At 75.8% G+C, this 24,013-nt stretch carries 29 protein-coding genes; 11 read left to right on the plus strand and 18 right to left on the minus strand.

Going from position 1 to position 24,013, the window contains the following annotated elements; all coding sequences use genetic code 11:
• Positions 1–44: 44 nt before the first annotated feature.
• Positions 45–2,237: a bifunctional MFS transporter/dTMP kinase gene (locus ACI78V_RS01190; protein WP_456848088.1), complete on the plus strand. Its 2,193-nt coding sequence runs from the start codon at positions 45–47 to the stop codon at positions 2,235–2,237.
• A gap of 4 nt (positions 2,238–2,241) precedes the next feature.
• Complete coding sequence (locus tag ACI78V_RS01195; RefSeq protein WP_456848090.1) at positions 2,242–3,090, plus strand: class I SAM-dependent methyltransferase; 849 nt, start codon at positions 2,242–2,244, stop codon at positions 3,088–3,090.
• Between the two features lie 57 nt (positions 3,091–3,147).
• On the opposite strand, the gene ACI78V_RS01200 is transcribed toward ACI78V_RS01195, so the two are convergent.
• Positions 3,148–4,146 (minus strand): helix-turn-helix domain-containing protein, encoded by a 999-nt coding sequence (locus ACI78V_RS01200; RefSeq protein WP_456848092.1) that lies wholly within the window; start codon positions 4,144–4,146, stop codon positions 3,148–3,150.
• A gap of 81 nt (positions 4,147–4,227) precedes the next feature.
• Here ACI78V_RS01200 and ACI78V_RS01205 point away from each other — a divergent pair, with 81 nt between their 5' ends.
• Complete coding sequence (locus tag ACI78V_RS01205) at positions 4,228–4,455, plus strand: hypothetical protein (protein WP_456848094.1); 228 nt, start codon at positions 4,228–4,230, stop codon at positions 4,453–4,455.
• A gap of 55 nt (positions 4,456–4,510) precedes the next feature.
• Positions 4,511–4,720 (plus strand): DUF3072 domain-containing protein, encoded by a 210-nt coding sequence (locus ACI78V_RS01210; RefSeq protein ID WP_456848096.1) that lies wholly within the window; start codon positions 4,511–4,513, stop codon positions 4,718–4,720.
• 25 nt (positions 4,721–4,745) lie between these two features.
• Here the strand turns inward: ACI78V_RS01210 and ACI78V_RS01215 are convergent, their stop codons facing one another.
• Both ACI78V_RS01215 and ACI78V_RS01220 read right to left on the minus strand, forming a co-directional pair.
• Positions 4,746–5,426 (minus strand): winged helix-turn-helix domain-containing protein, encoded by a 681-nt coding sequence (locus tag ACI78V_RS01215; protein ID WP_456848098.1) that lies wholly within the window; start codon positions 5,424–5,426, stop codon positions 4,746–4,748.
• Positions 5,423–6,730 carry a sensor histidine kinase gene (locus tag ACI78V_RS01220; protein ID WP_456848100.1) on the minus strand — a complete coding sequence of 436 codons (1,308 nt, stop codon included), beginning with the start codon at positions 6,728–6,730 and terminating at the stop codon, positions 5,423–5,425. The genes ACI78V_RS01215 and ACI78V_RS01220 overlap by 4 nt, the downstream gene beginning before the upstream one ends.
• 272 nt (positions 6,731–7,002) lie before the next feature.
• On the opposite strand from ACI78V_RS01220, the gene phoU reads away from it, so the two are divergent.
• On the plus strand, positions 7,003–7,659 hold the full coding sequence (phoU, locus tag ACI78V_RS01225; protein ID WP_456848102.1) for a phosphate signaling complex protein PhoU: 657 nt from the start codon (positions 7,003–7,005) through the stop codon (positions 7,657–7,659).
• Between the two features lie 121 nt (positions 7,660–7,780).
• Here the strand turns inward: phoU and ACI78V_RS01230 are convergent, their stop codons facing one another.
• Together ACI78V_RS01230 and ACI78V_RS01235 are read right to left on the minus strand one after the other, a co-directional pair.
• Positions 7,781–8,542, minus strand: coding sequence for a phosphoglyceromutase (locus tag ACI78V_RS01230; RefSeq protein WP_456848104.1), 762 nt, complete (start codon positions 8,540–8,542; stop codon positions 7,781–7,783).
• A gap of 147 nt (positions 8,543–8,689) precedes the next feature.
• Positions 8,690–8,992, minus strand: coding sequence for a hypothetical protein (locus tag ACI78V_RS01235; protein WP_456848106.1), 303 nt, complete (start codon positions 8,990–8,992; stop codon positions 8,690–8,692).
• Between the two features lie 95 nt (positions 8,993–9,087).
• Between ACI78V_RS01235 and ACI78V_RS01240 the strand changes: the two genes are divergently transcribed.
• On the plus strand, positions 9,088–9,846 hold the full coding sequence (locus ACI78V_RS01240; protein ID WP_456848108.1) for a class I SAM-dependent methyltransferase: 759 nt from the start codon (positions 9,088–9,090) through the stop codon (positions 9,844–9,846).
• On the opposite strand, the gene ACI78V_RS01245 is transcribed toward ACI78V_RS01240, so the two are convergent.
• From ACI78V_RS01245 to mshA, 3 genes are read right to left on the minus strand one after another with little or no spacing between them, the layout of a single operon-like run.
• On the minus strand, positions 9,819–11,411 hold the full coding sequence (locus tag ACI78V_RS01245; protein ID WP_456848110.1) for an MFS transporter: 1,593 nt from the start codon (positions 11,409–11,411) through the stop codon (positions 9,819–9,821). The two genes, ACI78V_RS01240 and ACI78V_RS01245, sit on opposite strands and share 28 nt — an antisense overlap.
• A complete protein-coding gene (locus ACI78V_RS01250; protein ID WP_456848112.1) occupies positions 11,408–11,938 on the minus strand; it encodes a YbjN domain-containing protein in 531 nt (176 codons plus the stop codon). Before ACI78V_RS01250 ends, ACI78V_RS01245 begins: the two co-directional genes overlap by 4 nt.
• Positions 11,935–13,287 carry a D-inositol-3-phosphate glycosyltransferase gene (mshA, locus tag ACI78V_RS01255; protein WP_456848114.1) on the minus strand — a complete coding sequence of 451 codons (1,353 nt, stop codon included), beginning with the start codon at positions 13,285–13,287 and terminating at the stop codon, positions 11,935–11,937. Before mshA ends, ACI78V_RS01250 begins: the two co-directional genes overlap by 4 nt.
• Before the next feature lie 80 nt (positions 13,288–13,367).
• Between mshA and ACI78V_RS01260 the strand changes: the two genes are divergently transcribed.
• Positions 13,368–14,150 (plus strand): SDR family oxidoreductase, encoded by a 783-nt coding sequence (locus ACI78V_RS01260; RefSeq protein ID WP_456848116.1) that lies wholly within the window; start codon positions 13,368–13,370, stop codon positions 14,148–14,150.
• Between the two features lie 49 nt (positions 14,151–14,199).
• On the opposite strand, the gene ACI78V_RS01265 is transcribed toward ACI78V_RS01260, so the two are convergent.
• Positions 14,200–15,207 (minus strand): UDP-N-acetylmuramate dehydrogenase, encoded by a 1,008-nt coding sequence (locus tag ACI78V_RS01265; RefSeq protein WP_456848118.1) that lies wholly within the window; start codon positions 15,205–15,207, stop codon positions 14,200–14,202.
• A gap of 34 nt (positions 15,208–15,241) precedes the next feature.
• Here ACI78V_RS01265 and ACI78V_RS01270 point away from each other — a divergent pair, with 34 nt between their 5' ends.
• The 3 genes from ACI78V_RS01270 (at position 15,242) to ACI78V_RS01280 (ending at position 17,804) form a co-directional block, all read left to right on the plus strand.
• Positions 15,242–16,102 carry a class I SAM-dependent methyltransferase gene (locus ACI78V_RS01270; RefSeq protein WP_456848120.1) on the plus strand — a complete coding sequence of 287 codons (861 nt, stop codon included), beginning with the start codon at positions 15,242–15,244 and terminating at the stop codon, positions 16,100–16,102.
• 86 nt (positions 16,103–16,188) lie between these two features.
• The gene (locus ACI78V_RS01275; RefSeq protein WP_456848122.1) at positions 16,189–16,947 is read left to right on the plus strand and encodes a maleylpyruvate isomerase family mycothiol-dependent enzyme; all 759 of its coding nucleotides are present in this window, start codon (positions 16,189–16,191) and stop codon (positions 16,945–16,947) included.
• 20 nt (positions 16,948–16,967) lie between these two features.
• Positions 16,968–17,804, plus strand: coding sequence for a spermidine synthase (locus ACI78V_RS01280; protein ID WP_456848124.1), 837 nt, complete (start codon positions 16,968–16,970; stop codon positions 17,802–17,804).
• On the opposite strand, the gene ACI78V_RS01285 is transcribed toward ACI78V_RS01280, so the two are convergent.
• Complete coding sequence (locus ACI78V_RS01285) at positions 17,794–17,919, minus strand: hypothetical protein (protein WP_456848126.1); 126 nt, start codon at positions 17,917–17,919, stop codon at positions 17,794–17,796. The genes ACI78V_RS01280 and ACI78V_RS01285 overlap by 11 nt on opposite strands.
• Before the next feature lie 23 nt (positions 17,920–17,942).
• On the opposite strand from ACI78V_RS01285, the gene ACI78V_RS01290 reads away from it, so the two are divergent.
• Positions 17,943–18,143: a PspC domain-containing protein gene (locus ACI78V_RS01290; RefSeq protein ID WP_456848128.1), complete on the plus strand. Its 201-nt coding sequence runs from the start codon at positions 17,943–17,945 to the stop codon at positions 18,141–18,143.
• 3 nt (positions 18,144–18,146) lie between these two features.
• Here the strand turns inward: ACI78V_RS01290 and ACI78V_RS01295 are convergent, their stop codons facing one another.
• The 8 genes from ACI78V_RS01295 to ACI78V_RS01330 all read right to left on the minus strand — a co-directional run bounded on the left by ACI78V_RS01295 (position 18,147) and on the right by ACI78V_RS01330 (position 24,011).
• Positions 18,147–18,434 (minus strand): DUF2516 family protein, encoded by a 288-nt coding sequence (locus ACI78V_RS01295; protein WP_456848130.1) that lies wholly within the window; start codon positions 18,432–18,434, stop codon positions 18,147–18,149.
• A 214-nt stretch (positions 18,435–18,648) separates the two neighbouring features.
• On the minus strand, positions 18,649–19,422 hold the full coding sequence (locus ACI78V_RS01300; RefSeq protein WP_456848132.1) for a hypothetical protein: 774 nt from the start codon (positions 19,420–19,422) through the stop codon (positions 18,649–18,651).
• Complete coding sequence (locus ACI78V_RS01305; protein WP_456848134.1) at positions 19,419–19,937, minus strand: helix-turn-helix domain-containing protein; 519 nt, start codon at positions 19,935–19,937, stop codon at positions 19,419–19,421. Before ACI78V_RS01305 ends, ACI78V_RS01300 begins: the two co-directional genes overlap by 4 nt.
• Before the next feature lie 88 nt (positions 19,938–20,025).
• Positions 20,026–21,000: an asparaginase gene (locus ACI78V_RS01310; protein ID WP_456848136.1), complete on the minus strand. Its 975-nt coding sequence runs from the start codon at positions 20,998–21,000 to the stop codon at positions 20,026–20,028.
• A 29-nt stretch (positions 21,001–21,029) separates the two neighbouring features.
• A complete protein-coding gene (locus tag ACI78V_RS01315) occupies positions 21,030–21,590 on the minus strand; it encodes an RsiG family protein (protein WP_456848138.1) in 561 nt (186 codons plus the stop codon).
• Positions 21,587–22,447 (minus strand): 3-keto-5-aminohexanoate cleavage protein, encoded by an 861-nt coding sequence (locus ACI78V_RS01320; RefSeq protein WP_456848140.1) that lies wholly within the window; start codon positions 22,445–22,447, stop codon positions 21,587–21,589. Before ACI78V_RS01320 ends, ACI78V_RS01315 begins: the two co-directional genes overlap by 4 nt.
• Positions 22,444–23,547, minus strand: coding sequence for a CAF17-like 4Fe-4S cluster assembly/insertion protein YgfZ (gene ygfZ / locus ACI78V_RS01325; RefSeq protein WP_456848142.1), 1,104 nt, complete (start codon positions 23,545–23,547; stop codon positions 22,444–22,446). Before ygfZ ends, ACI78V_RS01320 begins: the two co-directional genes overlap by 4 nt.
• The gene (locus tag ACI78V_RS01330; protein WP_456848144.1) at positions 23,544–24,011 is read right to left on the minus strand and encodes a Fur family transcriptional regulator; all 468 of its coding nucleotides are present in this window, start codon (positions 24,009–24,011) and stop codon (positions 23,544–23,546) included. The genes ygfZ and ACI78V_RS01330 overlap by 4 nt, the downstream gene beginning before the upstream one ends.
• Positions 24,012–24,013 lie beyond the last annotated feature (2 nt).

A 24,013-nucleotide genomic window follows, 5' to 3' on the forward strand; every position in this document is an offset into this window, starting at 1 on the left:
ACTACCCTTTGCGGGTACGGACCGACGAGCGGACGGCGGGAACTGTGATCGAGGAGCACGCGGCCGCGGACCCTCCGACGGCCGGGGAGCGGCTCCGCGGGCAGGACGCGGGGCCGGGGAGCGCCCGCCCCGACAACGCCTTCCTCGCCCTGGTGCGCATCCCGGTCTTCCGCCGGCTGTGGGCGGCGATCACCCTCTCCAGCCTGGGCGACTGGCTGGGGCTGCTGGCCACCACCGCGATGGCCCAGCAGCTGACCCGCGAGGAGTCGCTGGCGGTCCAGGGCGCGGCGATCTCCGGGGTGATCCTCACCCGCCTCCTGCCCGACCTGCTGCTCGGACCGCTGGCCGGGGCGCTCGCCGACCGGCTGGACCGGCGGACGACCGTGGTCGTCGGCGAGGTCCTGGCGTTCTCCCTGTACCTGTCCATCGCCGTCAGCTACGAGCTGACCTGGCTCTACATCGCGCAGTTCCTCGTCGAGGCGGTCGGGCTGTTCACCAACCCCGCCCGGCAGGCGATGTGGGTGGCGGTCGTGCCCCGCGAGCGGCTGGCGGTCGCCAACCAGGTCTCGCTGTTCAGCGTCTACGGCGCCGTCCCCGTGGCCTCGCTGCTGTTCGCCCTGCTGTCGACGGTCAGCCGGGGCTTCGGCGGCGCGGGCAGCGAGGCGCGGACGGCGATCGTCGTCGCCCTGGTGTTCAACGCGGTGACGTTCCTGGTCAGCGCCACGACGGTGCTGCTCTCCCGGCGGCTGATCCCGGGGACCGCCACCGACCGGGACGGCGGGCAGCGCAACGTCTTCTCCCTCGTCGTGGAGGGCGTCTCGTTCCTGCGCGGGCAGCCGCTCATGCGCACCCTCTACGTCGGGGTCATCGGCGCGTTCAGCGCCGGCGGGCTGACCATCGGCGTCGCCCAGCTCTACGTGGCCACGCTGCAGGCCGGCACCGCCGGCTACGGCGTCGTCTTCGGGGTGGTCTTCACCGGGCTGGCCATCGGCATGCTGATGGGGCCGCGCCTCCTGCCGACCGTCCCGCGCGGCAGCGTCTTCTCCCACGCCATCGGGCTGGCCGGGCTGGCGCTGCTGGCCATGTCGGTGCTGCGGGACTTCGTGCTGGCCACCGGTGCGGCCTTCCTCGTCGGGCTGTTCGCCGGCATCAGCTGGATCATCGGCTACACGCTGATCGGCTTCGAGGTCGAGGACCGGCTGCGCGGCCGGGTCTTCGCCTTCCTCTACTCCTCCGTCCGCATCGTGCTGCTGCTGGCGGTGGCGATCGGCCCGGGCCTGGCCGGGCTCCTCGGCACGCACGACCTGCGGCTCGGCGACCTCGTGCTCACCCTCACCGGGCCCGGCCTGACGCTGCTGGTCGGGGGGCTGCTGGCCCTGGTGGTCAGTGCCTACGCCACCCGCCAGGTCGCCCGGAAGGCGTCGCGCACCCGCGTGCGGGACGTCCTGCGGTTCCTGTGGGGCCGCTCGGACCTCCTCTCGGCGTCGGCCAGCAGCGTCGGGCTGTTCGTCGTCGTCGAGGGCGCCGACCGCCACCTCACCCACCGCTACGCCGAGGACCTCGCCCGGGTGCTGCGCGAGTGCGGCTGCCCGGTGGTGGTCACCGCGGAGCCCAGCGACACCCACCTGGGCCGGCAGGTGCGCGGCGTGCTGTTCCCGCCGCCCCCGGGCACCGGCACCGGGTTCCCGCCCGCCGAGCCGCTCCCGGCGGACGACGACCGGCCGGTCGGCGCCCACACGGCGGCGCTGCTGGCGGCCGCGGACCGCGCCCAGCACGTCGCGACGGTGATCCGGCCGGCGCTGGAGCGCAACCAGGTGGTGGTCAACACCCACTACGTGGACACCTCGATCGCCTTCCACGGCGCCGGTCAGGGGCTCGACGGCGACCGCATCTTCCGCACCTCGCTGTGGGCCACCCGCGGCCTGCTCCCCGACCTCACCGTGGTCGTGGACGCCCCGGTGACCGAGGCCCCCGACGGTGCCGACCCCCAGGCGGTGCGCCGGGCCTTCCTCGCCCTCGCCGATGCCGCGCCGGACCGCTACGTCGTCGTCCCGGGTGAGCTGCTCGAGCCCGACGAGGACGGCAGCCTGGTCTCCCCCGTGGTCCGGCGGCGGATCACCTCGCTGCTCGCGCTGCGCTACCCGAACGCCTCCGACGGCGGCTCCGGAGCCGCCGACCCGCCCGTCGGCGCGGCGGCTCCCGCGTCCCCGGGCCCGGCCGAGCGCTCCGTAGGGTGACCACGTGAGCGGAGCGGCGACGTGGACGGCCGAGGACACCGAGGACGTCGTCTGCTGCCTGTGCGGCGTGCCCGGCACGCTGGTCCACGACGTCGCCCCGTTCGGGGTGGTGCGCTGCCCGCAGTGCGCGCTGGTGTTCATCAGCCCGCGGCTGCGCCCCGAGGCCCTGCAGCGGCTCTACGACGACGTGGGCTACTTCGAGGGCGGCGTCTACGGCAACGCGCTCTCCGGTGACGACGGCGCCGGGGCCGGCGGCGGCCGTCTCTCCCCCGCCATGCTGCTGCAGCGCACGTGGACCACGGGCCGGCTGCGGCTGATCGAGCGCGAGCACGGCGGCGCCCCGGTCGGCGGACGGCTGCTGGAGGTGGGTGCCGGCTACGGGCTGTTCCTGGCCGCGGCGCGGGACGCCGGCTGGACGACGTCCGGCGTGGAGCTGTCCCGGACCGGCGTGGCCCACGCCCGCGGGACGCTGGGCCTGGACGTGTTCTGCGGGCAGGTGGAGGACGCCCCGCTGACGCCCGGCTTCGACGTGGTCTGCGCCTGGGACACCGTCGAGCACGTACCGGACCCGCTGGCCTTCTGGCGGACGGCGCGCTCGCTGGTCGCCGACGACGGCGTCGTCCTGTTCTCCACGCCGTCCTACTCGTCGCTGCCGGCCCGGCTGCTGGGCACCCGCTGGTGGACGCTGAAGCCGACCGAGCACATCTGGCACTTCACCCCGCGCACGCACGCCCTGCTGCTGGCCCGGGCGGGGTTCGCGCTCACCGAGGTGGTCCGCAGCCCGCTGGCACCGGCGAACGCCGCCCGCCTGGACTCCCTGGTCGGCATCGCCCGACCCATCCCCGGCGCCTGAGCGCGGGCCCGCCCTTCCGCCCCCGCGGGCTCGGGCCGGGCCCCGGGACAGGGCCGTTCAGGCGGCGCGGCCGTCCTCCCCGGCGAGCGCCGCCGCCCGGAACGTCTGGCGGTACGCCCGGGGCGAGACGCCGCGGCGCCGGGCGAACTGCTCGCGCAGCCCCGCCGCGGTGCCGAAGCCGACCAGCCGGGCGATCTCCTCGACCGGGGCATCGCTGTTCTCCAGCAGCTCCTCCGCGGCGGCCAGCCGCTGGCCGAGCAGCCAGGCGTGCGGTGTCGTCCCCGTGGTGGCCTTGAACCGGCGGGCGAAGCTGCGCGGGCTCATCAGCGCCCGCCGGGCGAGGGTGTCGACGCTGATGTCCTCGGCCAGGTGGGCCGAGGCCCACTCGAGGACGGCGCCGAGCAGGTCGTCCTCGCACGCGGGGACGGGGGCGTCGATGAACTGTGCCTGGCCGCCGTCGCGGTGCGGCGGGACGACCATCTCGCGGGCCAGCGCGTTGGCCGCGGCCGCGCCCCACTCCCGGCGGACGACGTGCAGCAGGGTGTCCACCCCCGCGGCGGTGCCCGCGCCGGTGATGATCTGGCCGTTGTCGACGTAGAGCACCATCGGGTCGACCCGCACCGCCGGGTACCGCGCGGCGAGCTCGCCGGCGTACTTCCAGTGCGTGGTGGCCCGCTGGCCGTCGAGCAGGCCGGTCGCAGCCAGCACGAACGCCCCGGTGCACTGGCTGACGATCAGCGCCCCGCCGGCGTGCGCGGCGCGGAACGCGTCGAGCAGCTGGGGCGTGGGGACGCGGGTGAACAGCTCCCACGCCGTGATCGTCACGATGTCGGAGGCGGCCAGCCGGTCGAGGCCGTGCTCGACGGTGATCGGGATGCCGGTGTCGGTGCGGACGACACCGGGCTGCTCGGTGACCAGGCCGAAGTCGAAGCGGGGCAGGCCCATGTCGCGGCGGTCGTAGCCGAAGACCTCGGCGGCGACGCCCAGCCCGAAGCTGCCCACCAGACCGTCGGCGACGACGGTGCTCACCACGAGGGGACGGTCGCTGACTGCCATGCCGACATGATGGCAGAGAAGTTGCGGTTGCGGTCAGTCCTGCCACTCGTGCGCGGATGTGGCCGGGAGCACGCTCTCCCCATGTTGCTCATCACCTGCCCCGTCACCTCCACCGACGAGCTGGTCGCGGCCCGGCGCATCCGCTCGGTGGTCAACCACCCGACCCACATCGCGCTGCACGTCGAGTGCCCCTCCTGCGGGGCGGTGCACGTCTACCGCACCGGCCGCCGGTGGGACGCCGTCCGCGAGCAGCAGGCGGCCGGGCACGCCACCCCCGCCCCGGCGACGCGGGAGCTGGCCCACGCCTGAGCGGCCGGCGCCGCTCGACCTGCGGTCCGGCGCGACTGCCCCTAGACTCGAACACATGAGCGAATCGAACCCGCACACCGAGAGCACCACGGAGAAGGACCCGTCGGACTGGGTGACCGGGGACGAGCCGGCCACCGGCGCGCAGAAGAGCTACCTGAACACCCTCGCCCGCGAGGCCGGTGAGGAGGTCCCCGAGGAGCTCACCAAGGCCGACGCCTCCCGGAAGATCGACGAGCTGCAGGAGGAGACCGGCCGGGGGCAGTGACCCTCGGCCGGACTGCCGACCGGGGCTACGCCTCGAACTTGTAGCCCAGCCCCCGGACGGTCACGAGGTACTTCGGGTTGGCCGGGTCGGGCTCGATCTTGGCCCGCAGCCGCTTGACGTGGACGTCGAGGGTCTTGGTGTCGCCCACGTAGTCCGAACCCCACACCCGGTCGATGAGCTGACCCCGGGTGAGCACCCGCCCGGCGTTGCGCAGCAGCAGCTCGAGCAGGTCGAACTCCTTCAGCGGCAGCGCGACCGGTTCGCCGTCGACGGAGACCACGTGCCGCTCGACGTCCATGCGCACGGGCCCGGCTTCCAGCGCACCCTCGGCCGGGGGCTCCACGTCACCGTGGCGGCGCAGCACGGCCCGGATCCGGGCGACCAGCTCGCGGGCGGAGTAGGGCTTGGTGACGTAGTCGTCGGCGCCCAGCTCCAGGCCCACCACCTTGTCGACCTCGGAGTCCTTGGCGGTCAGCATGATGATCGGCACGCTGCTGCGGGCGCGCAGCGAGCGGCACACCTCGGTGCCCGGCAGGCCGGGGAGCATGAGGTCGAGCAGCACGATGTCCGCGCCGCCGCGGTCGAACTCGGCCAGGGCCTCCGGCCCGGTGGGGGCGACGACGGCGTCGTACCCCTCCCGGCGCAGCATGTAGGACAGCGCGTCGGAGAAGGACTCCTCGTCCTCCACCACGAGCACTCGCGTCATGACCGTCCCTTCGGGGCGTTACCGGCGACCACGTCGCCACCGGCATCGGGACCGGCGACCGCGTCGCCGGTGGGTTCGGAGCCGGCGACCGCGCCGCCGGCGGGATGGGCGCCCGGCAGGGAGCCGGCCACGGGCGCCGGACCTCCGGCGGCGGGTGACTGCCCGACGGCGGCCCGCGAGGCGAGCGGGATCCGCAGCGTGAACGTCGACCCCAGCCCCTCCTCGCTCCACACGCTCACCGAGCCGCCGTGGTTGGTGGCCACGTGCTTCACGATGGCCAGCCCGAGGCCGGTGCCCCCGGTGGCCGAGGCCCGCGACTGGTCGACGCGGTAGAAGCGCTCGAAGACCCGGGACCGGTCCTCCCGGGGGATGCCGATACCGCTGTCGGTCACCGTGATCTCCGCGAAGCCGGACCGGGCCCGGGCCCCCACGGCGATGCGGGTGCCCTCGGGGCTGTAGGCGACGGCGTTGGCCAGCAGGTTGGTCACGGCGGTGGCCAGCTGGGACTCGACGCCACGCACCACCAGCCCGTGCTGGCCGCCGGAGGCGATGGTGATCTGCTTGGCCGACGCGGCCAGGCCGGTGCGGTCCACCGCCTCGGCGATCACGCGGTCGACGTCGACGGGCAGCAGCTCGGGCAACGGCTCGCCGCCCTGGAGCCGGGACAGGTCGATCAGCTCGCGCACCAGCCGGGACAGCCGCTCGGCCTCGTGGGTCATCCGCGCGGAGAACCGGCGCACCGTCTCCGGGTCGTCGGCGGCGTCCTCCACCGCCTCGGCCAGCAGCCGCAGCGCGCCGACGGGCGTCTTGAGCTCGTGGCCGACGTTGGCGACGAAGTCGCGCCGGACGGCCTCCACGCGGCGCGCCTCGGTCACGTCCATGAGCACGAGGGCCACCGGCCCCGGCAGGGGGCCGGTCTCCAGACGGATGCCGTGCACGCCGACCTGCCGCGGACCGCCCCCGACCAGCTCACCGGGCAGGTCCACGTCGACCCGGCGGCGGCCACCGGTCCGGACCTCGTTGGCCAGGGTCAGCAGCTCGGGGACCAGCACGCGGGTGCCGCGCACGATGCCCAGCGCCCGGGCCGGCGGGTTGGCCAGGAGCACGACGTCGTCGGCGTCGAGGAACACCACGGCCGGGTCCATGAGGTCGAGCAACCGGCGGGCCAGGATCGTCTCGGCCAGCGGCGGCGTCGCCGGCGGGGCGGCGCGGTCGAAGTCGGGCCGGTTGTAGCGCAGCAGGACCGTGGCGACGAGCCCGCCCCCGACGACGAGGCCGACCACGAGGGCGACCGTGGGACTCACGTCTCCTCCTCGCCGCCGCGCGCGGCCGCACCGCTCGCGAGCCCGCTCCCACTGCCGATGCTAGGCGGCCGCGACCCCCCGTCATCCCCCGTCGGGGTGGCGCCACCAGCGCGTACCGGCACTGTTCACGTTCCCGTGCCCACCCGTTCACCCGCTGGGCCGCAGGCCGGGCGCAACCGGACCTAGTCTCGGACGTGGACGTGCCGGAGCTGCGAACAGGCGGAGCTCGGTGCTGTGGACACGGCCGATCCCGGCCGACGAGGAGGACGACGGTGCGCGACAACTACCGCGAGGAGCTCGACGACATCCGCGGCTGCCTGGTGGACATGGCGAACTCGGTGGGGTCGCAGCTGGCCAAGGCCACCACCGCCCTGCTCGACGCCGACGTCACCCTCGCCGACCTGGTGATCGCCGCCGACGACGCGCTCGACAACACCCGCGAGAGCATCGAGCAGCGCTGCTTCACGCTGCTGGCCCGCCAGGCGCCGGTGGCCACGGAGCTGCGCACGGTCATCACCGCCATGCGCATCGCCAGCGACTTCGAGCGCATGGGCGACCTGGCCGAGCACATCGCCAAGGTCGCGCGGATGCGCTTCCCCGACGCGGCGGTGCCCCAGGAGGTGCGCCCGGTCTTCCTGGAGGCCGGTCACGTCGCCGAGAGCCTGGTCACCAAGGCCGGCACCGTCATCGCCAAGCAGGACGTCGAGGCCGCGCTCGAGCTCGAGGACGACGACGACGCGATGGACCGGCTGCACCGCCAGCTGTTCCGCGAGGTGCTCTCCGACGACTGGCCGCACGGCATCGAGACCGCCATCGACATCACCCTGCTGGGCCGCTACTACGAGCGGTTCGCCGACCACGCGGTGAGCGTCGCCCGCCGGGTGGTCTACCTCGTCACCGGCGAGCGCCGGATCAGCGCCGCCGGCTGAGCCGCGACATCGCGGTCCGCGGGACCGCACGACGACGACCCGCGGCCGGGTGCCGTCCCCGGCCGACACGACAGCGGCCCCCTCTCACGTCGGGAGAGGGGGCCACTGTCGTGTGCGCGGGCTACTTCTTGCCCTGGTTCTTGACCGCCTCGATCGCGGCGGCGGCCGCCTCGGGGTCCAGGTACTCGCCGCCGGGCTTGACCGGCCGCAGCTCGTCGTCCAGGTCGTAGCGCAGCGGGACGCCGGTGGGGATGTTGAGCCCCACGACCTCGTCCTCCCCCATCCCGTCCAGGTGCTTCACCAGCGCCCGCAGGCTGTTGCCGTGCGCGGCGACGAGCACGGTCAGGCCGGCGCGCAGGTCCGGCACGATCGCGTCGTACCAGTAGGGCAGCATCCGGACGACGACGTCGGCCAGGCACTCGGTGGCCGGGCGCACCTCCGGCGGCAGCATCGCGTAGCGCGGGTCGCCGTCCTGGGCGTACTCGCTGCCGGCCTCGATGGGCGGCGGCGGGGTGCTGTACGAGCGGCGCCACACGGTGAATTGCTCCTCGCCGTACTCGGCGAGCGTGGCGGCCTTGTCCTTGCCCTGCAGCGCGCCGTAGTGCCGCTCGTTGAGCCGCCACGAGCGCTTGACCGGGATCCACTGCCGGTCGGCCGCAGCCAGCGCCAGCTCCGCGGTGGTGATGGCCCGCTTGAGCACCGAGGTGTGCGCGACCTCCGGCAGCAGGCCGTGCTCGGCGAGCAGCTCACCACCGCGGGCCGCCTCGACGCGGCCCTTCTCCGACAGCGGCACGTCGACCCACCCGGTGAACAGGTTGGCCTTGTTCCACTCGCTCTCGCCGTGGCGGAGCAGCACCAGCGTCCCGGGGGGTGTCCTCGTCACGGGGCCATCCTGCCCGATCCGGTGCGGCTCGTCGTCGGCCCCGTCCCGAGGCTCGCCCCGAACGCGCCGAGGGATCGGTCGGCCTCGTCCCCGGTCCCGCCCCGAGCTCGCGGAGGACGGGGAGGACGAGGTCCTTCCGGGGGTCCCTCACCCGGTGAGCAGCGGCCACACCACCCACAGCTCGAAGGCCGCCGGCGGCACCAGGCCGGCCAGCAGCCACGGGCTGCGGACCGGGCGGGCGGCTCCCCAGCGCAACGCCGCGACGACGGCGACGCTGCAGGCCACCGCGACGGCCATCCACAGCACCACGGCGGGGACGTCGACGACGACCAGCTGGGCGAGGGCCAGCTCCACCGCGCACAGCAGGATCGGGTACGCCAGCGCCGACGCCGCGACCACGCCCGCGAGGGCCCGGACGAAGCGCTGCTGCGCGGGCTCCTCCTGCTGCACCGGCGTCACGCTAGAAGGACCCCCCTGCCGCCACCACTCGCACGCCCGCGGCGGGGCCCTGCCGGGCGGCCGGAGCGGCAGGGCACCATCGGATGGTGACCGCTGTGCAGCGCTGGCGCGACAAGCTGGCCGCGTGGGCCATCGACCCCGAGATCCTGGCCGCCGCCCCCGAGTCGCCGTACGGCTTCCCGCCCGGGCTGTTCGGCAGCGACCGCCGTCCCGGGCGCGCCGTCGACGCCGCGCGGGAGGTGGCCCCCTCCAGCGTGCTCGACGTGGGCTGCGGCGGCGGCGCGGCGAGCATCCCGGTCGGGGCGAGGGAGCTGCTGGCGGTGGACTCCTCACCGGAGATGCTGGAGCGCTACCGCGCGGCGGCCGCCCCGACGCCGGTGCGCACGTGGTGCGGCCGGTGGCCCGACGTCGCCGCGGAGGTGCCGGCCGCCGACGTGGTCGTCGCCGCGGACGTCGCCTACAACGTGCCCGACGTCGAGGAGTTCGTGGCCGCGCTGACCGCGCACGCCCGGCGGCGGGTGGTGGTGGAGCTCGGTGACGTCCACCCGTGGACGTCGATGGGCGCGCTGTGGCGGCACTTCCACGGCCAGGACCGCCCCGCCGGGCCGTCGGCGGCGCTGTTCGGGGAGGTGCTCGCCGAGCTGGGCATCGCGGCGGACTCGGCCACCGAATCGCGGCCGGACCCGTGGCAGGACGCCCCGCGCGACGTCGTCCTGGCCTTCACCCGCCGCCGGCTGTGCCTGCCGGTGGAGCGTGGACCCGAGGTCGCCGCGGCCATGCGGCGGTTCCGGGACGACCGGCCGCGGACGTCGACGACCTACTGGTGGGCCGGCACCGCGTCCTGACCGGCCGGCCGCCGGCGCCCGGGCAGCCAGGCGAGGACGACGACCGCGGCGACCAGCGTGGCCGCCGCGGTGCCCACCGCGGTCAGGTGCATGGCCGAGACGAAGGCGTCCTGGGCCGGGCCGACGACGCCGGCCGCGGCGGCCGCGACCTCGGCGTCCCCGGAGGTCCGGGCCGCCTCGACCGCCTCCAGGGTGGCCACGATCGAGGTGCTCGCCTCCGCCCGGGCGGCGGCGGGCAGCCCGTCGACGGCGTCCCCCAGGTGGGCCGAGTAGGACGCCGCCAGCAGCGAGCCGAGCGCGGCGACACCGAGGGCGCCGCCGACCTGGCGCACCGAGTTGTTCACCGCCGCGCCCGCGCCGGCCTTGTGCCGGGGGACGACGGACATGATCGACTCGGTCGTGGGCGCCATCACCGCCCCCATGCCGAGCCCCTGCACCGACAGGACGACCAGCAGCAGCCACAGCGGTGAGCCGGCGTCGAGCAGCTGGAACCCCAGGACGGCGGTGGTGATGAGCCCGAAGCCGGTGGCGACGACGAGCTTCGTGCCGAGCCGTTCCGCGATCCGCGACGTCACCGGCGCCGTGAGGGCCATGCCCAGGGCCATGGGGATCAGCGCGGCGCCGCTGTCCAGCGGCCCGTAGCCGCGCACGCCCTGCAGGTAGTAGACGAGGTAGAACGTCGCGCCCATGAGGGCGAAGAAGTTCAGCCCGAGGGCCACCGCGGCGGCGGAGAAGGCCCGGTTGCCGAAGAGCGAGACGTCCAGGGCCGGGTGGGTGGAGCGCCGCTGCAGCAGCACGAACAGGACCAGCAGCACCAGGCCGCCCACCAGCGGCACGAGGACGCCCGGCGAGGACCAGCCCGCCCCCGAGCCGCCGTGGATGATCCCGTAGACCAGCCCGACCAGCGCCGCGATCGACAGCAGGACCCCGGGGACGTCGAGCCGGCCCGGGGACGGGTCCCGCGACTCCGGGACGACGAGCAGCGTGGCCACGATCCCGACGACGGCCACCGGGACGGCGATGAGGAAGATCGCGCCCCACCAGAAGTGCTCCAGCACCGCGCCGCTGGCCAGCGGGCCCCCGGCGACCGCGAGCCCGGCGGCCCCGGCCCAGATGCCGATGGCCCGGCCCCGCTCGCCGGGCGGGAAGACGTTGGTGATGACGGCGAGGGTGGCCGGCTGCACCGCGGCGCCGCCGATGCCCATGACCGCCCGCCAGACGATCAGCTCGACCGGGCTGTCGCTGAACGCACCCAGCAGCGAGCCGACGGTGTAGATGGACAGCCCGAGCAGCAGCACCGTCCGGCGGCCGATCCGGTCACCGAGCACACCCCAGGAGAACAGCAGGCCGGCGAAGACCAGGATGTAGGCGTCGACCGCCCACTGGAGCTGGCCCTGCGTGGCGCCGAGCTCCCGCTGCAGCGTCGGGATCGCGACGTTGAGCGTGGTGTTGCCCATGATCACCACGAGCAGGCAGACCGTCATGGTCGCCAGGACCCACCAGCGGCGGGCGTGACCGGGCCGCTCCTCCGTGGCGGCGGCCGGCGTGCGGTCGGTCGCCGTCACGCCCCGGAGTCCGCGTCGGCCGCGGGACGGGACCTCCGCGTCGGGTCGGCGAAGTCGGCGAACGCCTCCAGGTTGCGCAGCGACTCGCCGCGCTTGACCCGCCACTCCCACTCCCGGCGGATGGAGGTGCCGAAGCCGATCTCCAGCATGGTGTTGAAGTGGTCGTCGGCGTAGCTGAGCACCGCGCCGAGGATGCGGTCGAGCTCCTCGGGGGTCACCGCCGCGTGCGGCAGCCGGCCGGTGAGGTAGACGTCGCCGACGCTGTCGATGGAGTAGGCGACGCCGTACATGCGGGCGTTGTGCTGCAGCAGGTAGGTCCACAGCTGCTCGCGGTTCTCGTCGGGCCGGCGGCAGACGAAGGCCTCCACCCGCAGCGCGTGCTGCCCGACGACCAGGCCGCAGACGGTCTTGAGCTTCTGGGTGCCGGGCAGGTCGACCAGCCAGCGGCCGGGTGCGGGGTGCTCGTGCACCAGCTCGGCCGCCCGCAGCGTCTGCTCGATGACCGCGTCGAGCTGCTCGACGCTCACCGGGCCACCTGGGCGCCGAGCGCCCGCACCGTCCCCAGCCCGCGGGCCGCGCGCAGCACCGGGCCGGACGCCGCCTGCCGGGCCGCGGCCGCCATCTCCTCGGCCGCGGCGGTGTACGCCGCCACCAGCGAGTCGACGGTGCGCTCCCAGGAGAAGGAGCCGGCGTGCCGGCGGGCGCCGGCCGACAGCAGCTCGCGGCGGGCGAGGACCGCGCGGATCGCGGCGGCGTAGTCGTCGGGGCGGCGGCCCTCGACCAGCACCCCGGAGACGCCGTCCCGGACGGCGGTGCGCAGGCCCCCCACCGCGGCGGCCACGACCGGGGTGCCGCAGGCCTGGGCCTCCAGCGCCACCAGGCCGAACGACTCGTTGTGGCTGGGGACGACGGCCACGTCGGCCGCGCGGTAGTGCTGGGCGAGCCGCTCGGCGTGCTGCGGCGGGAGGAACCGGACGAGGTCGCCGACGCCGAGCTCCCCGGCCAGCTTCTCGAGCTGGCGCGGGGCCTCCAGACCGGAGCCGCTGGGCGCGCCGATGACGTGCACCTGCAGCCGGCCGCGCAACCCCGGGTCGTCGGCCAGCATGCGCGCGGCCGCCTCGAGCAGCAGGTCGGGGGCCTTGAGCGGCTGGATCCGGCCGACGAACAGCAGCACCACGGCGTCGTCGGCGATGCCGAGGGCACGGCGGGCCGCCGTCCGGTCGCCCGGGGTGAACCGGTCGAGGTCGACCCCGGGCGGGACGATCAGGGTGCGGCGGGGGTCGGCGGCGTAGTGGTCGACGAGCTGGCGGGCCTCGTCGTCGGTGTTCGCGATCAACCGGTCGGCCTCGGCGACCACCTGCTCCTCGCCGATCACCCGGCCCTGCGGCTCGGGCCGGTCACCGGCGGCCAGCGCGGCGTTCTTCACCTTGGCCAGGGTGTGCGCGGTGTGGATCAGCGGGACGCTCCACCGGTCGCGGGCCAGCCAGCCCACCTGGCCCGACAGCCAGTAGTGCGAGTGGACGACGTCGTAGTGGCCCGGCTCGTGCTGCGCCTCCTCGCGCAGGACCGCGGCGGTGAAGGCGCACAGCTGCCCGGGCAGCTCCTCCTTGCCCAGCCCCTCGAACGGGCCCGCGCTGACGTGCCGCACGGTCACGCCCGGGCTCATCTCGACCACCGGCGGCAGGTCGCTGGAGGTGGCGCGGGTGAAGACGTCGACCTCGATGCCGCGGGCGGCCAGCCGGCGGGAGACCTCGACGATGTAGACGTTCATGCCGCCGGCGTCGCCGGCGCCGGGCTGGTCCAGCGGGCTGGTGTGCACCGACAGCGTCGCCACCCGCCTGGGCACGGCCGACCGGGGACGTCGGCGAGCGGCCACGTCCGACCTCCCGCCTCGGCTGGGGCACCCGACGGCACCCGCTCGACTCTCCATCCTGCAACAGCGCCAGGATGGGGTTCATGCCCGGCCCCTCAGCCCAGTCTCCCTCCGCTCCTCCCGTCCTGCCCGGTCAGGGCCGCACCGCCGTGGTCACCGGCGCCTCCAGCGGCATCGGGGCGGCCACCGCGCGCCGCCTGGCCGCGGAGGGGTTCGACCTCGTCCTCGGAGCGCGGCGGATGGACCGCCTGACCGCGCTGGCCGAGGAGATCGGCGCGCGGGCGCTGCCGCTGGACCTCACCGACCCCGACTCGGTGGCGACCTTCGTGGGTGCGCTGGACGGCGTGGACGTGCTGGTCAACAACGCCGGCGGGGCCTTCGACGCGGCCCCGGTCGCCGAGGCCGACCTGGACTCCTGGGCGCGCACGTACGACGTCAACGTGCTGGGCACCGTCCGGCTCACCAAGGCGCTGCTGCCGGCGCTGATCGCCTCGGGCGCCGGTGACCTGCTGTTCGTCGGCTCGACGGCCGGACTGATCAGCTACGAGGGCGGCGCCTCCTACACGGCGTCCAAGCACGCGGTGCACACCCTGGCCGAGACGCTGCGGCTGGAGCTGTTCGACCAGCCGGTGCGGGTGGTCGAGATCGCGCCCGGCATGGTGAAGACCGACGAGTTCACGCTGAACCGGGTCGGCGACCGGGAGAAGGCGGAGGCGGTCTACCGCGGGGTGCGCGAGCCGCTGGTCGCCGAGGACATCGCGGACTGCATCGCCTGGGCCCTCACCCGCCCGCACCACGTCAACGTCGACCTGCTCGTCGTCCGCCCCCGCGCCCAGGCCGCCCAGCACAAGGTGTTCCGGCAGTAGGAGGCCCCCCACCCTCGCACTCTCGGGGCGGTGCCCGGAGGGCCCAGGGCTACGGCCGGACGGCGGTGGGCTCGCGCTCGAGGGTGACGCCGAACTCCTCGTGGACCGTGGTCACGACCTTGTCGGCGAAGGCGAGCAGCTCGGCCGCGGTGGCGCCGTCCGCCGTCGTCAGCGCCAGGCTGTGGCGGGACGACGTCCCGACCCGCCCCTCGCGCGTGCCCCGGCCGAAGCCGGCGTGCTGGACCAGCCAGGCGGCGCTGAGCTTCACGTGCCCGTCCCCGGCCGGCCAGCTCGGGCAGCCGTCGACGGCCTGCGCGACCGGCACGATCGGGTTGGTGAAGAACGAGCCGGCGCTGCGGCTGTCGGGGTCGGCGGGGTCCCAGACCATGCCCTTGCCGCGGCGCAGCTCCAGCACGGCGGCGCGGACGTCGGCCAGCGGGGCGGGCGTCCCGAGCTCGACGCCGAGCCGGCGGGCCAGCTCGGCGTAGCCCACCGGGCGGGACAGCTGCCCCGGCGCCAGCTGGAAGGTGACCTCGAGGACGACGAAGCGCCCGGGCTCGCGCTTGAGCCGGCTGTCGCGGTAGGCGAACCCGCACTCGGCCGGCGTCAGCACCCGCTCGGCCTGCTCCGCCCGGTCGTACACGCGCACCGCCGTGATGACCTGGGCGACCTCCTGGCCGTAGGCGCCGACGTTCTGCACGGGCGTGGCACCGGTCGAGCCGGGGATGCCCGACATCGCCTCCATGCCGGCCAGGCCCTGCTCGACGGTCGCGGCGACCAGGTCGTCCCACGGCTCCCCGGCCTGGACCACCAGCTGCGCCCCGGTGCGCTCGATCCCCCGGCTGCGGACGGCGACGACGTCCCCCGGCCAGCCCTCGTCGGGCGCGATCAGGTTGGAGCCGCCGCCGAGCAGCAGCAGTGGCCGGCCGGCCTCGTCCGCGTCACGGACGGCGGCGACCAGTTCGTCGGCGTCGGTGACCTCGACGAGCCGCTCGGCGGGACCGCCCACCGCCAGCGTCGTCAGCTCCGCGAGGGGGGCGTTCCGTCGGACCTGCACGGCTCCACGCTAACCGGGTCTACGCTCTGGACCGGTGAGCGAGGCGGGAGGCGGGGACCACAAACGCCGAGCCGTCCTCACCCCGAAGAAGGCCAACCCCCGCCTGGCGGCCGGCCGCGCGCGGGCGCTGGGCCTGCCGACGCGGGGCACCACGAACGCCAACCGGCTGCGCCGCATCGACCGCTGGCTGCTGGCCACGCAGGTCCCCCGGCTGCGGGACGCCGCCCGGCCGCTGGTCGTCGACCTGGGCTACGGCGCGTCGGCGGTGACGACGCTGGAGATGGCCGACCGGCTGGGCCCGGAGGTGCACGGCCTGGAGGTCGTGGGCCTGGAGATCGACCCGGAGCGGGTGGCCGCCGTGGCCGACGACCGCGACCCCCCGCGGGTGGACTTCCGGGTGGGCGGCTTCGAGCTCGCCGGGCTGCGGCCGGTGCTGGTGCGCGCGTTCAACGTGCTGCGCCAGTACGACGAGGAGTCCGCGGCCCGCGCCTGGGAGACCATGTGCGCCGCCCTGGGGCCCGGCGGTCTGCTGGTGGAGGGCACCTGCGACGAGTGGGGACGGCGGGCGGCCTGGGTGGCCCTGGACGCCGACGGACCCCTCACCCTGACCCTCTCGGCGCGGGTCGCCGACCTGGACCGGCCCTCCGACCTCGCCGAGCGGCTGCCCAAGGCGCTGATCCACCACAACGTCCCGGGGCAGCCGGTCCACGAGTTCCTGCGCACGTTCGACGCCGCCTGGGCCACCGCCGCCGGGTTGTCCACCTTCGGCCCGCGGCAGCGCTGGACCGCCGCCGTCCAGTCGCTCGCCGACCAGGGCTGGCCGGTCGTCGGCACCTCGCGGCGGTGGCGGCACGGCGAGGTCACCGTCCGCTGGTCGGCCGTCGCCCGGGCCTGAGCCGGGCGGGACCGGCGAGCCCGTGGGGATGCGGCCGTCGGACCGGGCGGGATCGGCGATCTCGCGCGGTCGGGCACCATGGGGGCGTGAGGTCCCTGGGAGGTGAGCCGCTGCGCCAGCGCTGCATCGAGGCCGTCGTCGAGGAGGGCGAGCGGTTCGGCGTCCTGGGCCAGGAGATCGAGGCCGGGCTGACGGCGGCGCACTGGCGCACACCGGTGCCGTGGATCCCCGCCTGGACCGTCCACGACCTCGTCGGCCACCTGGGTGCCGTGCACCGGTGGGCCACCGCCATCGTGTGCGCCGGCACCACCGCGCCCCCGGCTCCGCCACCCGCACCGCCGGCCGACGGCCTGCTCGACTGGTACGCCGCCGGCCTGGCCGGGCTCGTGGAGGCCCTGCGGGCGACACCGCCGGACTCCCCCTGCTGGCACATGAGCCCCGCCGCGGAGCGCACCGCCGCCTCGTGGGCCCGCCGGCAGGCGCACGAGCTCACCGTCCACCGGATGGACCTCGAGGTGGCCGTGGGCGTCCCGGTCACCGAGGTCGACCCGGAGCTGGCCGAGGACGGCGTCGACGAGGTGCTGCGCGTCGTCGTCCCCCGCTGGGCGCACACCGAGCCCGTGCGCACCGCCACGGCGAGCGTCGCCGTGCGCAGCGTCGACACCGGCCGCGCGTGGCTCGTCCGGATCACCGACGGCGCGGTCGAGGTCCGCGACGGCGACTCCCCCGCCGACGCCCGGCTCGAGGCGCCCGTCACCCACCTGCTGCGCCGGCTGTGGGGCCGTCCGGCCGAGGTCGCCGTCACCGGCGACCCGGCCGCCGAGTGCCTGCTGCGCGGCCGATGACCCGGCGCCCCGTACCCGGGGTGGTGCCCCCCGGCCCCACACCGGTGGCCGGCGGCACCGCCGAGCTGCTCGGCGACGCCGACCGCGACGGCTCCTGGGTGCTCATGGTGGACGGGACACCGCAGTCGCACGTGGACCTCGACGACCCCGGGCACCTGGAGTTCGAGTACGTGCGCCGGATCGGCCACGTGCTCGACCTCGCCGCGGAGGAGGGCGCGCCGATCGACGTCGTCCACCTGGGCGGCGGGGCGCTCACCCTGCCCCGCTACGTCGCGGTCACCCGCCCCGGCTCCCGGCAGCGCGTGGTGGAGATCGACCAGCCGCTCACCGACCTGGTGCGCGCCCACCTCCCGCTGCCCCGCGGCGCGCGCATCCGGGTCCGCGCCGCGGACGCCCGCGCCGGGCTGGAGGCGCTGCCGGCCGGCAGTGCCGACGCGGTGGTCAGTGACGTCTTCGCGGGGGCCCGCACCCCCGCCCACCTGACCAGCGTGGAGTACGCCGGGCAGACGCGGCGGGTGCTGCGCCCCGGTGGCGTGTACGCGGTCAACGTCGCGGACGGGCCGCCGCTGCGCTTCGCCCGCGTCCAGGCCGCGACGCTGCGCGCCGTGTTCGCGCACGTGTGCCTCCTGGCCGAGCCGGGCACGCTGCGCGGCCGCCGCTTCGGCAACCTCGTGGCGGTCGCCTCGGACGCCGAGCTCCCCGTCCCGGCACTGGTGCGCCGGTGCGCCGCCGACCCCATGCCCGGCCGGGTGGTCGAGGGCGCCGACCTGGACCGGTTCGCCGGGAGGGCGCAGCCGGTGCACGACGCCGACGCCGTGGCCTCGCCGGAGCCCCCGGACGGCGTCTTCAGTCGCTGAGCGCGGCCTCGAACGCCGCGAGCGCGGCGTCGCCGAGCAGTCCGGGGTTGGCCGCGTTGACGACGACGTCGACGTCGGCGCGGGTGAGGTCACCGAGAACTGCCCGCAGGAGCACGTCGGGACCGTAGGGTCGGGCGCATGACCTCGCCCGTCCGCCCTCCGCTCCGTCGCGACACCCGCAACAAGGTGATCGCCGGTGTCTGCTCGGGGATCGCCCGGCGCTACGGCCTGTCGGCCGGCGGCCTGCGCCTGGCGTTCGTGCTCTCCTGCGTCCTGCCCGGGCCGCAGTTCATCGCCTACCTGGTGCTGTGGATCGTCATGCCCGCGGACCGGGGCTGACGGTCACCAGCTGTTCCCGCCGCGGCGCAGCCCGCGCACCGCGGGCCGGACGTCGACCAGGTAGACGATCGCGGCGATGATCGCCGGCAGCCCGAGGAAGCTCATCGGCCCCTGCCAGAACACGACGAGCACGGCGAGCCCGGTGATGGCCGCCCAGGCGGGCTTGGTCAGCTTCCCCGCCGCGACGTAGCCGGCCGCCGGCCGGATCAGCGCGTCGACGAGAGCGTACGCGGTCAGTGCCAGGGCCCCGTAGTACAGCCCCAGGTAGATGACCCCGTCGAAGGACAGCATGTCCGGAGGGTACCCGTCGCGCGGCCGCCGTCCGGGTCACCCGCGGCGTCCCGGCACGGCGCCACCCCGTCAGGGGAGTCGGCGACCACCGGTCACCGGGGACTCCCCCGACGGCACAGGGCCCCGGGGCGCGGTGCGCTCCGGGGCCCTGTGCGCGGCCCCTCTGCAGGGTCCCGCCGCGAGCGTGCGGCGGCGGGGGCAGAGGGGTCCTCTGTCAGGCGTCGCTCTTGGCGGGGACGGCCGTCGGGTCGGCCGGCTTGGCGGTCCGGGCGCGGGTGACGCGAGCCGAGGCCTTGGCCGGGCTGCTCTTGCGGGCGGCCGAGCTCTTCTTGACCGGCTTGGCCGGCGCCGGGGCGTCGGCCTCGCCGATGGTGGCCTTGGCGGCGTCGGCGGCCTGCGCGGTCTTCTCCTCGGCGGCGTCGACGACCTTGGCGGTCTTCGCCGCGGCCTTCTGCGCCACGGAGGTGACCTCGTTGGAGGCCTCGGCGACGGTCTCGGCGGTCTCCTCGAGGACCTCCTCGAGACGGTCCTCCACCGCGTCCACGGCACGCTCGGCGCGGAACACGACCTTGCGGAAGGTCGGCTGGCGACGCAGCTCCTCGACGACCTCGCCGCCGCGGACGGCGAGGGACTCGATGGTGGCCACCGTCTGGGTGCGGGCGGTGCTGACCAGGCCGGTCACGGTGTTCTTGACCGACTCGGGGCGGACGGCGGCGGCCACGTGCTGGGCCGACGTGCGGGCGGACTGCACGGCGCTGCGGGCGCGGCCGGCGGCCTCCTCGGCGCGGGTGCGGGCCTCCTTGGCGGCCAGGTCGACCTGGACCTGGGCCTCGCCGGGCAGGGCCTCGGCGCGCGAGCGCAGCGTCCCGACGGCGGCGCGGGCGCGCTCGACGGCGAGGTCACCGGCGCCGACGGCGGCCAGCAGGACGGTCTTGTTCTGGACGGCGACGGTCTCGCCGACCTTCTTGAGGGTCTCGGTGGTGCTCATGCGGACTCCTTGGCGGAACTCGGGGTGGGGGTGGTGCTCGGGACCGTGGTCGGTGCAGCGGGTGCGGTGGCGGCGTGCTCGCGGACGTAGGTCTCGTAGAGCTCGAGCAGGACCGCCTTGTGCCGCTCGGAGAGCGACTCGTCGTTCCGGATCGCCGCCACGGTGTCCGGGTTGCCGGCGCGGCGGTCGAGGATCCCGGCCTGCTCGTAGAGCGTCTCGGCCGAGATCTCCAGGCCCTTGGCGATGGCCGCGAGGATCTCCGCCGACGGCTTGCGCAGGCCCCGCTCCACCTGGGACAGGTACGGGTTGCTCACCCCGGCGCTGCGGGCGAGCTCGCGGAGGGACACCCGCGCGGCGTTGCGCTGCTCCCGGATGAAGTCACCCACCTGCGAGCTCGTCGCCGAGACCTTGGACCGCTCGGCGGCGACGGTCTCCGCGACACTGCCCGCCAGCTGGTCCACCTTCTCGCGGACGGTGGTCACCTGCTCGCGGACGAACTCGCCGGGCTTCTGCACGACCTCGACGCTAACCCCGGGTGCTAGCTCCTGCAAGCGGTGTAGCTAGCGCCCCGGCGTGAGCCGCCTCACACCCGTGCGGTCCGGCTCAACTCCGCGCCGTCGCGGCCGAACGCACCTCGCCCACCACGTCCTCCCCACCCGACACGGGGACCAGCGACCACGGCGCCAGCTGCTCCGCCGGGACGCCGAGCCGCCGCAGGCCCGCGCACAGGGCCGGGGTGCGGCCGCGGTCGCCACCGTCGTCCAGCTTCAGCGCGACCGCGCCACGGCCGGGCAGCGCCGCGACGTGCACGCCGTCCGCCCCGCCCTTGACCAGCAGGCCGTCGACGGCCCGCATGAGCCCGGTGTCCTCCCGGCCGGTACCGGCGACGAACCACGGGTGGGCCCGCATCGCGTCGGCCACCGCCCGCTCGCGGCTGCCCGGGGGCGCCTCGACCAGCGACGACACCGCACGCGCCAGGCCGGTGAGCGGCAGCGCGTGCTGGGGGGCCCCGCACCCGTCGACGACCACGGCGCCGACCGGGACGCCGGCGGCCTCGCCCAGCCGCGCCTCGATCGCCTCCTGCAGCGGGTGGCCCCGGTCCAGGTAGCCCTCGGTCGGCCAGCCGGCCGCGACGCAGGCGGCCAGCATCGCCGCGTGCTTGCCGGAGCAGTTCATGGCCAGCCGCTCCGGCTCCCGGCCGCCGGCGAGCCAGGCGGCGAACGTGGGGTCGTGGACGGGCAGCGCCGGCGGGCACGCCAGGTCGTCGGGCGAGAGGCCGGCGGCGGCGAGCATGCCGGCGACGAGCTCCCGGTGCGCGTCCTCCCCCGAGTGCGAGCCGGCCCCGACGGCGAGCTCCTCCCCGGAGCGCGGCGTCCAACCGGCGGCCAGCATCGCGGTGGCCTGCACCGGCTTGTTCGCCGACCGCGGCAGCACCGGCCGGTCGACGTCCCCGGCCGAGAACAGCACGTCCCCGTCGGCACCGACGACGACCACCGCCCCGCGGTGCACCGACTCGAGGAACCCCGAGCGCCAGACCTCGACCAGCACCGGGTTCTCCGGCCAGTCGGCCGGCGTCACCGGCGCGGAGCCGGGACGGGTGACGGCGGTCAGTGCCGCCCCTCGTCGGCCAGCAGCGCGGCGACGTCGGCCTCGCCGTTCTGGTAGCGCCGGCCCAGCTCCGCGGCCAGCCCGTCCATCACCCTCTGCACGCCGCGGCGGCGCTCGGACAGGGAGCTCTCGGCGGCGGCCAGGGCCCGGGCGGCCTGCTCCAGGTCGGCGTCGCCGAGATCGGGGACCGCCGACAGGTCGATGCCGCGGGTCAGGCCGTTGACCCAGGACTCGTACTCCTCGGGGGCGGCCGGCTGCACCGTCTGGTGCCGGCCCAGGCCGTGCGCGGGGCCGCGGCCCTTCTCGGCGAGGATCTCCGGCAGCAGGTCGACCAGGGAGCGGCCGTCGTGCTCGGCGCGGCGCTGCAGCTCGCGGCGCACGATGTCCAGACGGCCCTGCAGCAGCCGGCGGGTGTAGGAGAGGTTGACCTCCTCCTGCTCGGCCTGGCGGCGCAGCCGCCGGACGTCGGCCATCGGGCGCCGGACGGCGTCCTCGAGGAAGCCGGGGTCGAGCAACGCGTCGACGGCGGCGCCGCCGGCGGGCGTGGGTTCGGGGGTCACGGGGCAGCCTCCACGGTCGTGCGCGAGGGGGACGGGTGGGAGATGCCCAGCAGGGCGCGGGCCTCGGCGGTGGTCGTCGGCGGGCGCTGCGCGATCCGGGCGAGGCCGGCGGCGCGGGCCACCAGCTGGGCGTTGTCGCGCACCGGCTCCCCGGGCGCGTAGGTCAGGGTGTCCTCCATGCCGACCCGCAGGTGGCCGCCGGCCGACAGCGCCGCCAGCATCACCGGCAGCGAGGTCCGGCCCACGCCGGTCGCCGCGAAGGTCGCCCCCGGTGGCAGGTGCGGCAGGCAGGCGGCCAGCGCCTGCGTCGTCCCCGGCATCCCGCCGGGCACGCCCATGACCAGGTCGACGTGCACGTGGCCGCCGTGCGGCGGGCCGTACCGGTCCAGCAGCCGGGCCAGCGTGGCCAGGTGGCCGAGGTCGAACACCTCGTACTCGGGCACGATGCCCCGCTGCTGCATCCGGGTGTGCAGCTCGACGATGAGGTCCCAGGGGTTGCTGAAGACGTCGCGGCCGAAGTTGACCGTGCCCAGCGACAGCGAGGCGGCGTCGGGCTCGGCGTCGAGGACGGCGAGGCGCGCGTCGAACGGGTCGGTCACCGCTCCGCCGGTGGACAGCTGCACCACCAGGTCGGTGGTCTCGCGGACGGCGGCGACCACCTCGCGGACCCGGCCGAGCTCCAGCGTGGGCCGCGCCTCGGCGTCGCGGACGTGCAGGTGGACGACGGAGGCACCCAGCGCCTGACAGTCCCGCGCGGTGGCCACGACCTCCTCGACGGTCACCGGCAGCGCCGGGACGTCGGCCTTGGCCGACTCCGCCCCCGTGGGGGCGACCGTGATCAGCGTGCTCGGGCTCACCGGCCGATCGTCGCAGACCGGACGGCCCGGATCCTGTCGCGGGCCGCGGCGCGAGTGTCGTCGAGCTCCGCCGGGACGTCGTCCGGGTCGATCGCCGCCCGCGCGCCGCCCACGGTCAGCTCGGCGTCCGCCGCCACCGACTGCTTGACCAGCGCCAGGGCGACGACGCCGAGCTCGTGGTGCCGGACGACGGTGCCGGCCCGGCCCACCTCGCGGGTGCCGCTGCGCACCGGTGTCCCCGGGGCGGGCAGCTCCTCGCTGAGCCCGTCGAGGTGCAGCAGCACCAGCCGCCGCGGCGGACGGCCGAGGTTGTGCACCCGCGCCACCGTCTCCTGCCCGCGGTAGCAGCCCTTGTCCAGGTGGACGGCGCCGGTCAGCCACCCGGTCTCGTTGGGGATCGTGCGGTGGTCGGTGTCGACGCCGGCCCGCGGCCGGCGGGCCTCGACGCGCAGCGCCTCGTAGGCGTCCAGCCCGGCGGGCGTCGCCCCGGCGGCGAGCAGCGCCCCGGCCCGCGCGCCCAGCTCCGACCGCGGGACCAGCAGGTCGACGACGTCGGCCCCGTCCCCCACCGGGGGCATGCGGCGCACCCAGCCGCCGCCGTCCACGGGGAGCACCGCGTACGGCTCGGCCGGCACCGGCAGCCCGGCGGCCGCCAGGACGGCGGACCCCTGCGGCCCGACCAGCGACAGCAGCGCCCACCCGGCGGTGACGAGGGCGGGCTCGACGCGGAGCAGGAAGCGCATCCGGTCGAGGAAGGTGTGCAGCGCCTCGCCCGACCCCGGCTCGACGTCGGCCCAGGTGGTGCCGGCGAGGTCGGCGAGGACGAGGTGGTGCTCGACGTGCCCGTTGGGCGAGAGCAGCAGGGCCTCGGTGCCGGCGCCGTCGGCCAGCCGGTCCAGGTGCTGGGTGGTGAGGCTGTGCAGCCAGGAGAGCCGGTCGGGGCCCGGGATCGCCAGGACGTCGCGGTCGCTGCGGTCGACCAGGCCCGCCCCCTCGGCGAGCGCGCGCTGCTCGCGCAACGGGTCGCCGTAGTGCGCGGGGACGGACCCGTCCTGCACGGCGACGGCGCCGGGGTGCGAGAGGAGGGGCGAGGTGCTCATGTGTTCTCCGTTCCAGCGCGTTCACGGCAGGCGCGGCACGTCCCGGACAGCGCGACGTGCCCCACGTCCAGCTGGAAACCCAGGTCGGCGGCCAGACGTTCCGCGGCGGTGTCGAGCAGCGCGGGGTCGGCCGAGGAGATCTCGCCGCAGCCCTGGCAGACGACGTGCAGGTGCGGGTGCTCGGCGGCGTGGTAGACCGGCGCCCCCTTGCCGAGGTGGGTGTGCCAGACCAGGCCGAGACGCTCGAGCAGTTCCAGGGCGCGGTACACCGTCGAGGTGTCGGGCGCGGCGCCGCCCGGACCGGCCTCCTCGCGCAGCCGGGCGCTGATCGCCTCGGGCGTGGCGTGCTCGAGGGAGGCGACCGCGGCCAGCACCCGCTGGCGCTGGGTGGTCAGCCGGAGGCCGCGCGCCCGCAGGCGTTCGGCCAGCGGGGCGGCGAGCTCCGTGCGGTGCGAGTCGGCCACGC

Source organism: Geodermatophilus sp. SYSU D00742, assembly GCF_054049935.1.